General features: G+C 28.6%; 9 protein-coding genes and 1 pseudogene. 4 read left to right on the top strand and 6 right to left on the bottom strand.

Going from position 1 to position 11,977, the window contains the following annotated elements:
* Positions 1-82 precede the first annotated feature (82 nt).
* The 4 genes from leuS to nadD all read right to left on the bottom strand — a co-directional run bounded on the left by leuS (position 83) and on the right by nadD (position 4,583).
* On the bottom strand, positions 83-2,503 hold the full coding sequence (gene leuS / locus KGF48_RS04140; RefSeq protein WP_227828160.1) for a leucine--tRNA ligase: 2,421 nt from the start codon (positions 2,501-2,503) through the stop codon (positions 83-85).
* A 350-nt stretch (positions 2,504-2,853) separates the two neighbouring features.
* A complete protein-coding gene (gene rsfS / locus KGF48_RS04135; RefSeq protein ID WP_227432522.1) occupies positions 2,854-3,204 on the bottom strand; it encodes a ribosome silencing factor in 351 nt (116 codons plus the stop codon).
* 116 nt (positions 3,205-3,320) lie between these two features.
* Positions 3,321-3,893, bottom strand: a complete 573-nt coding sequence (yqeK, locus tag KGF48_RS04130) for a bis(5'-nucleosyl)-tetraphosphatase (symmetrical) YqeK (RefSeq protein WP_227841082.1) — start codon at positions 3,891-3,893, stop codon at positions 3,321-3,323.
* The gene (nadD, locus tag KGF48_RS04125; RefSeq protein ID WP_227841083.1) at positions 3,894-4,583 is read right to left on the bottom strand and encodes a nicotinate-nucleotide adenylyltransferase; all 690 of its coding nucleotides are present in this window, start codon (positions 4,581-4,583) and stop codon (positions 3,894-3,896) included.
* 341 nt (positions 4,584-4,924) lie between these two features.
* On the opposite strand from nadD, the pseudogene KGF48_RS04120 reads away from it, so the two are divergent.
* The 4 genes and pseudogenes from KGF48_RS04120 to KGF48_RS04105 all read left to right on the top strand — a co-directional run bounded on the left by KGF48_RS04120 (position 4,925) and on the right by KGF48_RS04105 (position 9,675).
* Positions 4,925-5,553 (top strand): annotated as a pseudogene (locus KGF48_RS04120) (IS607 family transposase).
* Complete coding sequence (locus KGF48_RS04115; protein WP_227867775.1) at positions 5,525-6,688, top strand: transposase; 1,164 nt, start codon at positions 5,525-5,527, stop codon at positions 6,686-6,688. The pseudogene KGF48_RS04120 and the gene KGF48_RS04115 overlap by 29 nt, the downstream one beginning before the upstream one ends.
* A gap of 182 nt (positions 6,689-6,870) precedes the next feature.
* Complete coding sequence (gene recX, locus KGF48_RS04110; protein ID WP_227432519.1) at positions 6,871-7,509, top strand: recombination regulator RecX; 639 nt, start codon at positions 6,871-6,873, stop codon at positions 7,507-7,509.
* A gap of 162 nt (positions 7,510-7,671) precedes the next feature.
* Positions 7,672-9,675, top strand: a complete 2,004-nt coding sequence (locus tag KGF48_RS04105) for an alpha-amylase family glycosyl hydrolase (protein ID WP_227839403.1) — start codon at positions 7,672-7,674, stop codon at positions 9,673-9,675.
* A 299-nt stretch (positions 9,676-9,974) separates the two neighbouring features.
* On the opposite strand, the gene KGF48_RS04100 is transcribed toward KGF48_RS04105, so the two are convergent.
* Both KGF48_RS04100 and KGF48_RS04095 read right to left on the bottom strand, forming a co-directional pair.
* Positions 9,975-10,499 (bottom strand): ECF transporter S component, encoded by a 525-nt coding sequence (locus KGF48_RS04100; protein WP_227839404.1) that lies wholly within the window; start codon positions 10,497-10,499, stop codon positions 9,975-9,977.
* Positions 10,500-10,524: 25 nt separating this feature from the next.
* A complete protein-coding gene (locus KGF48_RS04095) occupies positions 10,525-11,667 on the bottom strand; it encodes a pyridoxal-phosphate-dependent aminotransferase family protein (protein WP_227839405.1) in 1,143 nt (380 codons plus the stop codon).
* Positions 11,668-11,977 lie beyond the last annotated feature (310 nt).

The following is an 11,977-nucleotide window of genomic DNA, read 5'->3' as shown; positions in this document are numbered from 1 at the left end:
TACTGCAATTTTTTAATTATATTGCAATAAGGGGATTTTATTTTATAGCTTTATTTTTTTATTTATTTCACAATTTTTTTATTTATTTCACAACTATATTAACTAATTTCTTAGGAACTGCAACAACTTTAACTATAGTTTTATCTTCAACTAGAGCTTTAATTTTTTCATCTTCTAAAGCCACTTTTTCCATATCTTCTTTAGATATATTTGAGCTAACAGTTAACTTTCCTCTGACCTTTCCATTAACTTGTACAACAACTTCTATTTCATCTTTTACTAGTGCTGTTTCATCATATTTAGGCCAATCTATATCAAAGACACTTCCTTCTTGACCTATCATAGTCCATAATTCTTCACCTAAATGAGGTGCAAATGGTGAAATTATAGTTACTATTGTTTGTACACCTTCTTTTATAACTGCTTCATTTATATTATCTAGCTCCTTATATTTGTACATATCATTTATTAATTCCATAAGAGCTGATATAGCAGTGTTAAATCCAAATTTCTCACTTAAATCTACAGTAACTTTTTTAAGTGTAGAATGTATAGTATATCTCATATCTTTATCTTGAGAACTTAACTCGCCAAACTCAACATCTTTTTTGAAGACATCTGCTAACTCATCAACTAATCTATATACTCTATTTAAGAATCTAAAGCATCCATCCACACCTTGTTCTGACCAGTCTAAATCTCTTTCTGGTGGTGCTGCAAATAATACGAAAAGTCTTGCAGTATCTGCTCCATATTCATCAATTATATCCATAGGAGATACTGTATTGCCTTTAGACTTACTCATCTTAGAACCGTCCATAAGAACCATACCTTGAGTAAGTAAGTTTTTAAATGGTTCATCAAAGTCTACCATGCCCATACTCTTAAATGCTTTTACAAACCATCTAGCATAAAGTAAATGCATTATAGCATGTTCTACTCCACCTATATATTGGTCTACCGGATGCCATCTGTTAACTAAGTCTTTACTAAATGGTTCATCTTCATTTTTATTGTCTACATATCTTAAGAAATACCAAGAGGAATCAACAAATGTATCCATAGTGTCAACCTCTCTTCTAGCTGGTTTTCCACAGTGAGGACAAGTTGCTGACATAAACTGTTTTGAAGTAGTAAGTGGAGACTCTCCTTTTCCAGTAAATTCAACATCTGTTGGTAAAAGAACTGGTAAATCTTCTTTCTTAACTGGAACTATTCCACATTCATCACAATAAACTACAGGTATAGGACAACCCCAATATCTTTGTCTTGAAACTAACCAGTCTCTTAATCTATAATTAATTGTTCTCTTTCCTCTACCTTCTTTTTCTAATTTATTTATTATTCCTTCAAATCCTTCTGAAGCATCTAATCCATCAAATTCTTCTGAATTTATCATTTTATTATCTTCTGTTATTACATCTATTATATCTAGATTATATTTTTCAGCAAAATCTCTATCTCTTTCATCATGTGCAGGAACTGCCATTATAGCACCTGTTCCATATTCAACTAATACATAGTTTGCTATCCATAGAGGAACTTTTTTTCCATTTAAAGGATTTATAACATATCTACCTATAAACATACCTTCTTTTTCTACATCAGCTGCTGTCCTCTCTATTTCTGTCATAGTATGCATTTTTTGAACAAAAGCTTCAACATCTGCTTCATACTCAGTACCAGCAACCAATTCTTTAACTAGTTCATGTTCTGGAGCAAGTACCATATAAGTAACTCCATAAGTTGTATCTGGTCTAGTTGTAAATACTGTCATAGATTTGTCAGTTCCATCTATATCAAATACTAAATCTGCTCCTGTACTTTTTCCTATCCAGTTTCTTTGCATTATTTTAACTTTTTCTGGCCATCCATCTAATGTATCTAAATCATTAAGTAATTCTTCTGCAAATTCAGTAGTTTTAAAATACCATTGTTCTAAGTCTTTCTTTAATACTGTTGATTTACATCTTTCACATGCTCCTTGAACAACTTGTTCATTTGCAAGAACAGTCTCACAAGAAGGACACCAGTTAACATAAGATTTTTTCTTATATGCAAGACCATGTTCTAAAAATTTCAAAAATATTTCTTGAGTAAATCTATAGTATTCTGGAGTTGAAGTTGCTACTTCTTTATCCCAATCATAGCTAAGCCCTAATAAATTTAATTGTTCTTTCATTTCTTCTATATTTTCCATTGTCCATTTATGTGGATGTATTCCATGTTTTATAGCTGCATTTTCAGCTGGCAAACCAAAAGAATCCCATCCCATTGGATGAAGTACATTATAACCTTCCATTTTTTTGAATCTTGCGACAACATCACCTATAGAATAGTTTCTAACATGTCCCATGTGTATCTTTCCAGACGGATAAGGGAACATTTCTAATGTGTAATAATTAGGTTTTTCAGTTTGTGCTGTATCCATTTTGTATTGGTTATTATCTTTCCAAATTTTTTGCCATTTCGATTCTACTTGTTTAAAATTATATACGCTCATATTTTGCCTCCTATTTTTAGTTGTGTTCAACTACTTTGTTTAATATTATTTACTTATAATTTCCAAATAATTCTTTGAAAATAAAAAATCCTCGTCACTAAACTTACGTTTAGGGACGAGGATAAATCTTCGCGGTACCACCCTAATTAGCCTACTTTTATAGACTCTCTTAGATAGCTTTTAGTCCAGCCATGGAGAATAGGTTTTAATCTAGTAAGTTCAAAGTTATATAATATTAGTTCTCACCTTACACTAACTCTCTGAAAAAATATAATCTTTTACTGCTCTAGTCTATTCAATTCAATACAATTTTTGAAATTTTCTAACTATAATAACATATATTATCATGTTTATGCTAATGTGTCAATATCTATATAAGGTGCATCTTTCCATAATTTTTCTAAATTATAAAATCCTCTATTTTCCTCATTAAATACATGAACCATTATATCCCCATAGTCAAGAAGTACCCAAGTTTGAGTTCCTTGTCCTTCTTTTCCTCTTGGCTCTAATCCTAGTTTTGCTAATTCATCTTCAACATTATCAGCTATAGCTTTTACTTGTCTTTGAGAAGATGCTGTAGTAATAACAAAATAATCACATAAACTAGAAACTTTTCCTATATTTATTATAACTGTATCTTGACCCAGCTTATCTTCTATGGCATCATATGCTATTTTTGTCATTTGTTCCACTGTCATATAAAATTTCCTCACTTTCCTAATTTAAATACACTTAGTTATTCTAACATATTAATACGATTTTGTAACATAGTCAACTTTAATTTTATTAATATGTTTGCCTTTATATAAGATTTTTATAATAACTTTTCTTTAATTAGGTAGTTTCTTGCCATAACAGTTCTTGGATGTATTTCTTCTTTTTTATTAATGACAAACATTAAAGTATTATTAAATGAAGTTAAAAGTGCTTCGTCAAGCCTACCTTCATAGGCTAATTCTCTCAATGTATCTACAACTGGAAATTTTCTTCCTTCTTCAATTAAATCTGCTATGTAAATTATTTTTTCTAAAAGAGACATATCTTCTCTTCCTGTTGTATGGTATTTAATTGCATTTATAATATCTTCATCTTCTATACCAAACTCATATTCACATATGTATGACCCTATCACACTATGAGATAGAGAGCGGTTTCCATCTTCTATTGGGTCTAAGTATATTTCATACTTATTAACATAATCCTCTACTTCTTTATCACTTAAGTATTTCGCACAATCATGAATCATCCCCGCTATATAAGCTTTTTCTTTGTCACATCCATAAATTTCACACAATTTTACAGCACATTCTGCAACATTTTTTGAGTGACTAAGCCTCCCTACTGGTAGCATTTGATTTAATCTTTGGTTAATATTCTCTAAGTTCATTTAATCATCTCCATATTGATATAGTTTATTTTCATACAAATAATTTTCTACATTTTCGGGTACTAAGTAACGTATAGACTTGCCTTCATTTAGCTGTTCCCTTATATATGTGGATGATATATCCAATGATGGAACGTAAACTGTTATAATGTCAGCATTATATTTTTTAGTCAGTTTCTCTATAGTTTCTTGTGACCTTAATAAGCTAATACCTGGTCTAGTCGCAGCTATAAAAGTAGCTAACTCAAAGTTTTTCTTTACATCTTTCCACTCTTCAACACTACAAATAGCATCTGCCCCTGTTATAAAGTAAATATCAGCATTTTTGTATTTTTTCTTTAAATATTTTAATGTATCGATTGTATAAGTCCTTTTATTTCTTTCGATTTCTATTTTTGAAACTAAAAAATCTTCATTGCTTTCAGTTGCTAGAAGTGTCATATTGTATCTATCATACTTATTTGTAGTGATACCTAATTTATGTGGTGGATTTCCTGATGGTATAAAGATAATTTTGTCAATTTCATACTTATCTCTAATAAACTCTGCTGTTGCTAAATGAGCATAGTGTATAGGGTCAAAAGTACCTCCTAATATACCTATTTTGATTTTGCCTTTATGGCGATTAAATTTCTCTAGTTTTTCAGTATTTTTCAATTCTGCCTTCTGAACTAGATTTTTACTTCTCATATTTTGTCTCCTTTTAATGTTATAATACTATTGTACCATTATTTTTTATTTCTTAAAGCTTATAAATTATTTTTTTTGGTATATAATCATATTTATATGGTAAAAAACACTTTAAAAAATAATTATTTAACATAGTTTCACTTAACTTTTTAATAAAAATAACTTTTTATTATTTTGTCTTAATTTAGATTAAATATAACGTATAATTATAAGTTTTTTATTAAATTTTATTAGTTACTTTTGTTAATATAATTACATATAAAAAAGGAGGTTATCTTTAGTTAATAAAAACATAGACAAATATAGTTATTTATAGTAAATCATAGTCAAGAGGTGATTATATGAAAAACAATAACTATAAACCAAAAAAGTTTGCAGAGTTAATTAATATTTCAGTCAGAACTCTGCAACGTTGGGATGTTGAAGGGAAGTTAAAGGCTTTTAAAACTCCAATAGATAGAAGATACTATACTTATGAACAATATTTAGAATATAAAGGAATACATAAAGAACAGGTAAATAGAAAAATTGTTATTTATACAAGAACTTCAACTTCTAATCAAAAAGATGATTTGAAAAATCAAGTGGAGTTTCTTAGACAATATGCAAATGCTAAAGGAATAATAGTAGATGAAGTTATTGAAGATTGTGGAAGTGGACTAAATTATAATCGTAAAAAGTGGAATAAACTAATTGATAGTTGTATGACTAATGAGGTAAATACGATTATTGTAACTCATAAAGATAGATTCATTCGATTTGGATATGAATGGTTGAGAGATTTTTAGGTAAATTCAATGTAGATATTATAGTTGTAAATAATTAAAGTCTTTCACCACAAGAAGAATTAGTTCAAGATATAATATCAATACTTCATAGTTTTAGTTGTCGCATATATGGATTAAGAAAATACAAGAAAAAGATTAGAGAGGATGAAGAAGTTGAAAAGAGCATACAAAATAGAAATTAATCCTACTACTGAACAAAAATCTAAAATACATCAAACGATTGGTGTTAGTAGATTTATATATAACTTCTATATTGCTCACAATAAAGAAGTTTATGAGAGTAAAGGTAAATTTATAAGCGGTATGGATTTTTCTAAATGGTTAAACAATGAATATATTCCTAATAATCAAGATATGAAATGGATTAAAGATGTATCTTCTAAGGCTACAAAACAAGCTATTATGAATGGAGATAAAGCCTTTAAAGATTTCTTTAAAAAAACTAAAAGTTTTCCTAAATTCAAGAAAAAGAAAAATCAAGATGTTAAAGCATATTTTCCAAAGAATAACAAAACTGATTGGACTATTGAAAGGCATAGGGTCAAAATACCTACTCTTGGTTGGGTAAGACTAAAAGAATTTGGATATATACCAACAAATTCAATAGTTAAAAGTGGTACAGTAAGTCAAAAATCTAATAGATACTATGTATCTATATTAGTTGAGGAAGATGATATTCAAGTATCTAAATGTACTAATGAAGGAATAGGTATTTACTTAGGAATTAAAGATTTTGCAATATGTTCAAATGGAAGTAAATTTAAAAATATAAATAAGACTTCAACTATCAAAAAAGTTGAAAAGAAATTAAAAAGAGAGCAAAGAAAACTTTCAAGAAAATATGAGAGTTTAAAAGTAAGAAATAAAAATATAAAAGAAGGAGTAGCTACTCGTCAAAATATCCAAAAACAGATAGCCAAAGTACAAAAAATTCATCAAAGATTAGCTAATATAAGAACTGATTATATTAATAAAACAGTATTTCAGGTAACAGAGCAAAAGCCAAGCTATATAACTATTGAAGATTTAAATGTTAGTGGAATGATGAAGAATAAGCATTTATCAAAGGCTATATCAAGTCAAAAGTTCTTTGAATTTAGAACTAAACTAACTGCTAAGTGTAAACAAAATAATATAGAACTTAGAGTAGCTGATAGATGGTATCCATCATCAAAGATTTGTAGCCAATGTGGTGAGGTTAATAAAGGTTTAAAGCTTAAAGATAGAGTGTACAAATGTAGTTGTGGTTTATCTATTGATAGAGATTTAAATGCAGGTCTTAATCTTAAAAATGCTAAAAAATATAAGATAGCTTAAAATCAAAGTGATTCGCCCACACGCGGCTTAAAAGTACTTATATATGTACGGAGGGCTAACTTCGGAATTTAAGCCTTTGGAGAACTATACTAAATCGTAGTAGCTTAGGCAAGGCGAGGTTCAGTGAAGAAGGAAAAATCTCGATATGGATATATTTGACCATATTTTGAGTAGCAGGAATTATGAGTATAATTACAAAAATAGAACAACAAAAAAGAAATGATGATAGAGTAAATATTTATGTTGATGATAAATTTTTTATTGCTATATTTAAAGAACTTGTTTATACATTTAATTTAAAAAAAGGAAATGAAGTAAATGAAGAGGAATTAAAATCTATTTTAGATGATGAGATGTATATAAAAGCTAAAAATAAAGCATTAAATATTTTGTCTCGTGCTGACCAGTCTGAAAAAAAAATGAAAGAAAAACTATCAGCAGATTTTGAAGAAGATACAATTGATAGAGTTATAGATTTTCTTAAAAATTATAATCTGGTAAATGACAATATATTAGCTCAGAAAATAGTTAATACCAACGTTAATTTAAACAAATGTGGTAAAAACAGAATTAAACAAAATTTATACAATAAAGGTATTGAGAGAAGTGCAATTGATGAAGCAGTATCAGAATTAGACAAAGATACTGAATTTGAAAATGCCATGTATCTAGCAAAAAAAAGATATGAGAGGGTAAAAAAAGAAGATAAAAAGAAAATATATCAAAAAATTTCTCAACATCTTTCCTATAAAGGCTTTGATTATGATATTATTAAAAGAGTTTTAAATAAACTTTTAAATTTTGATGAATCTGATATATAAGTATATTTTTAAATATACTAAGGAGGTAAATTATGAAACTAATTATTGGTGGTTTAAGCTTTTTATTAGGATTATATAATATATATCAATTATATAGAGAAGATAGTATGAGATAAGTATTATTTTATTAAAAGATAATATTTATTATGGAGGGGAAATCAAATGAAAAGTCAAAAAAGATTTAAAATTTTAGATGTTGATATTTACCTACAACCATTCGAATCTGACATAAAAAAAAGAATGAAACACTATGAAGATGTAAAAGCAAAAATATTAACTAACTGTGAAAATTTTAGTTCTTTTGCAAATGCTCATCTTTATTATGGATTCCATCAAACAAATGATGGATGGTTTTATAGAGAGTGGGCTCCAAATGCAGATAGTTTATCATTAATTGGTGACTTTAATAATTGGAATAGAAAATCCCATCCTCTAAAAAAAATAGATTCTGGTAATTGGGAAATTTTCATACCTGATAAAAACAGCTTACCTCATAAATCCGAGGTGAAGGTACAGGTCACTGCAAATGGTGAAACATTTGACCGTATACCATTATACATAAAGAGGGTAATACAAAAGGATTCTGGTAACTTTAATGGGCAGATATGGCAACCAAAAACTCGATTTAGTTGGACTGATAATGAATTTGACTTAAAAAACATAACTTCTCCTTTAATCTACGAATGTCACATAGGTATGGCTACTGAAAAAGAATCTATTGGAACTTATAATGAATTTACTGAAAACATACTTCCTAGGATAAAGAAATCTGGATACAATACTATTCAACTTATGGCTATCATGGAACATCCATATTATGCTTCTTTTGGATACCAAGTTTCAAACTTTTATTCAATTTCATCTAGGTTCGGTACACCTGAAGACTTAAAAAACCTTATAAATACGGCTCATTCAATGGGAATTGCTGTTTTGTTAGATTTAGTTCACTCTCATGCTGTAAAAAATACTTTAGAGGGAATAAATGAATTTGATGGAAGTGAGCACCAATTTTTCCATTCAGGTTCAAAAGGTAATCACCCTGCTTGGGGAACAAAGCTCTTTAACTACGGTAAACCTGAGGTAATTCATTTTTTACTTTCAAATATAAAATTTTGGCTAAATGAGTATCATTTTGATGGTTTTAGATTTGATGGTGTAACCTCAATGCTATATCATAACCATGGTCTTGGAGTTTCATTTGACAGTTATAAAAAGTATTTCAGTACAAATACAGATATGGAAGCTATAACATACCTTCAATTTGCAAATGAACTAATAAAAGAAATCAAACCTAATTCAATAAGCATTGCAGAAGATATGAGTGGAATGCCTGGAATGTGTATACCTATAAGAGATGGTGGAATTGGCTTTGACTATAGATTAGCAATGGGAGTACCTGATTTTTGGATAAAAACTATTTCAAATTCTTATGATGAAAATTGGGATTTAGGCAAAATGTGGCACGAGCTTACTACTAGACGCCCTGGTGAAAAAAACATTGGATATTGTGAATCTCATGACCAAGCATTAGTTGGTGACAAGACAATTATATTTTGGTTAGCAGATAAAGAAATGTACTGGAATATGGAAATAAACTCAAATAATCATATTATTGATAGAGCTATTGCTCTAAACAAACTAATTAAATTAGCAACATTTTCTCTAGCTGGTGAAGGATACCTAAATTTTATGGGAAATGAATTTGGACACCCTGAATGGATTGATTTTCCACGTGAAGGAAACAATTGGAGTTATAAATATGCTAGAAGACAATGGAGTCTTTCAGAAAATGATAACTTAAAATATAAACAACTATTAAACTTTGATAAATCTATGCTTGAACTTACAAAATACAGTGATATTTTTACACAGAATAGTTATGAACTTGTACATATAGATAATGATAAAAAACTTTTAGTATACAGTAAAGGTAAATATTTATTTATATTTAATTTTCATCCTAATCTGATGCAATCAGTAGATATATCAAAATTCCAAGACAAAAAATACAAGACAGTATTGAGTACTGATATGATAGAATTTGGAGGAAAAACAAGCCTAGAAAACTTAGTAGACTACGATGTCTATTTTACTTCTACTCCTCCATCTTCTAAAATACCTATTGCATCTCGCACAGCAATAGTACTTTTAAATAATACTATCTAGATATAAATAACTACTAAAAGCCAAATAACAATTTTGATTTTGATACAAAATGCTATTTGGCTAATTTATTTTCTTGCTACTTAATTATTTTTTATGGTTGACATTATAATTTCCAACTTTTAATTTGTGGCATTATATTCATCTTAACAGTCTGAGGCTTTAAAGCATTTCTAACTTTATACCTTGTAACTGATAACATCGTAATTAACCTCTATCCTAAATTTTTTTATCATTATATACTCTATCTTAATATTATACAATATAATTTGCCCTATCAAAAACCTTAATCTATTCAATATCTATCTTATACATTTTTTTAATGCTTTAGAAATAGGAAGTGCTATTATAAGACCTATTAATACCTGCATTAAATTGCCTGGTATTGAAGTAAGTGGAGTTATAAAATTACCATAAAGTATAACCTCTGTTACATAATATCCAAACAACATCCAAATTGATGAAACTACTACTCCTATTACATTAATCAAAAAATTTTCTCCATTCTTGCCATTTGCCCATACAATCTTTCCAAGTAAATACCCCATGACACCTCTGACTATAAATGTAAATGGAGCCCATAGAGTCCACCCAGATATCAAATCAAAGAGAGCCATCCCAATAGCACCAGATAAAGCACCTTTTTTACTTCCAAATACTATTGCTGATATAAATAACATTGCTGTTCCTAAATGTACAAGACCTCCATTTATAGATATTGGCAATCTTATATTTATAAATTTAGTTGCAACAAATACCAACGCTATTAATAGTGAAGTTTCCACCAAATCTTTTGTTGTAAACTTCTGTTTAGCTGTAACTTCCATACCGTATCCCCCTTTTATATTGTGACTAAAAATAATATTTATTAAATAAATCTATTAAACTTCCATTTGCATTAAATTCTAGTTCTTTTAAACTTTTATCTAATACATTTAATATGTGAACTATTTTATCAAGATTAGCATTTTCCCCCATATGACCTATTCTCAAAATAGTATCCATATATTGATTTAACGATGTTGCAACAAGTGTATTGTAATTTTCAAGCATATAATCAGTAAGTTTTAATGCTCCTATACTTTCAGGTATTTTTATTGCTGTCACTGTATTAGAATATCCTTCTTCTAAAAATAATTCTAAACCATATTCTTCAACAGCTTGTCTTACACTAGAAGCTATTTTCTCATGTCTACTTAATACCTTTTCTACACCCTCTTCTAGTATATTGTCTAATGCTCTATCAAGACCCATTATGTCACTTATTGGCATTGTATAGGGGAAATATTTTTTTTCATAATATCCTTCCCATATACTTAAATTACAATAAAAACCTACTATGTCTGTTTTTCTATTTTTTATACAATTCTTTGCATCTTGACTTATACCAACTATAGTAAGACCCGCAGGTGCAGAAATAGCTTTTTGAGAACCTCCTAATATTACATCTATTTTAGATTCATCTACATTTAACCTTTCTCCCACCATACCTGCTACAGAATCAACTACAGTTAAGATTCCATATTCCTTCAATAGTGGACATATCTTACTTACATCATTTAATACACCTGTTGGAGTATCACAATGAACCACTGTTGCATATTTAAAATCATTATCCTTTTCTAAAAACTTTCTTAGCTCATCAACATCTATACTTTTTGTATATTCACTTGAAAAAAGCACATACTCCCCACCATACATATTTACAAAGTCTTTAAATCCCTCTCCATATATACCATTGTCAATTACAAGAACCCTATCATCCTTCTCAGTCAGTGATGCACAAGCTGCTTCAAGTCCCAATATTCCTTCACCACTTAATATGTAAATATCGTTCTTTGTACCAACTATATTTCCAAATTTTTCACATGTCTTCTTATAAAATTCAACAAAATCAACATCTATATCTGGGTTAGTTGTTTTCTCTGCTCTTATTAATCTTACATTTTCTCTAGTTTCTGTTGGTCCTGGTGCATAATTGATTTTATTATTCATATATATCAGCTCCTTTTTATTTTCTATACGATTATTATACAAAATTTTCATTTTTTATGGTACAATTTTAAGTTTTTTTAAAATTGTACCGATACATTTTTTCTAATAACAATCTTCTGAATATTAAACATACTCTTATTTACTACTTAAATCTATACATTTTTTCTGATAACAATCTTCTGAACATTAAACACACTATCACTTACCACTTAAATTGATAAGTTATATTGATAAGAATTTTATAACAATAAAAACGACAAAAAACAGGACATATGGACATTTAAGCCACTTGCCCTGTATTTGTATATAT

The sequence above is a fragment of the Clostridioides sp. ZZV15-6388 genome (assembly GCF_020657755.1).
In the GTDB taxonomy this organism is placed as follows: Bacteria; Bacillota; Clostridia; order Peptostreptococcales; family Peptostreptococcaceae; genus Clostridioides.
Note: the sequence above shows the minus strand (reverse complement) of the source record. Positions and strands in the feature narration are given on the sequence as shown.

What these genes read in the sequence shown, in the direction of transcription:
- KGF48_RS04100 (WP_227839404.1), bottom strand. Translation starts at nt 10,499, where the DNA reads ATGGAAGTTACAGCTAAACAGAAGTTTACAACAAAAGATTTGGTGGAA.
- yqeK (WP_227841082.1), bottom strand. Translation starts at nt 3,893, where the DNA reads ATGAACTTAGAGAATATTAACCAAAGATTAAATCAAATGCTACCAGTA.
- recX (WP_227432519.1), top strand. Translation starts at nt 6,871, where the DNA reads ATGAGTATAATTACAAAAATAGAACAACAAAAAAGAAATGATGATAGA.
- rsfS (WP_227432522.1), bottom strand. Translation starts at nt 3,204, where the DNA reads ATGACAGTGGAACAAATGACAAAAATAGCATATGATGCCATAGAAGAT.
- KGF48_RS04095 (WP_227839405.1), bottom strand. Translation starts at nt 11,667, where the DNA reads ATGAATAATAAAATCAATTATGCACCAGGACCAACAGAAACTAGAGAA.
- KGF48_RS04105 (WP_227839403.1), top strand. Translation starts at nt 7,672, where the DNA reads ATGAAAAGTCAAAAAAGATTTAAAATTTTAGATGTTGATATTTACCTA.
- nadD (WP_227841083.1), bottom strand. Translation starts at nt 4,583, where the DNA reads ATGAGAAGTAAAAATCTAGTTCAGAAGGCAGAATTGAAAAATACTGAA.
- leuS (WP_227828160.1), bottom strand. Translation starts at nt 2,503, where the DNA reads ATGAGCGTATATAATTTTAAACAAGTAGAATCGAAATGGCAAAAAATT.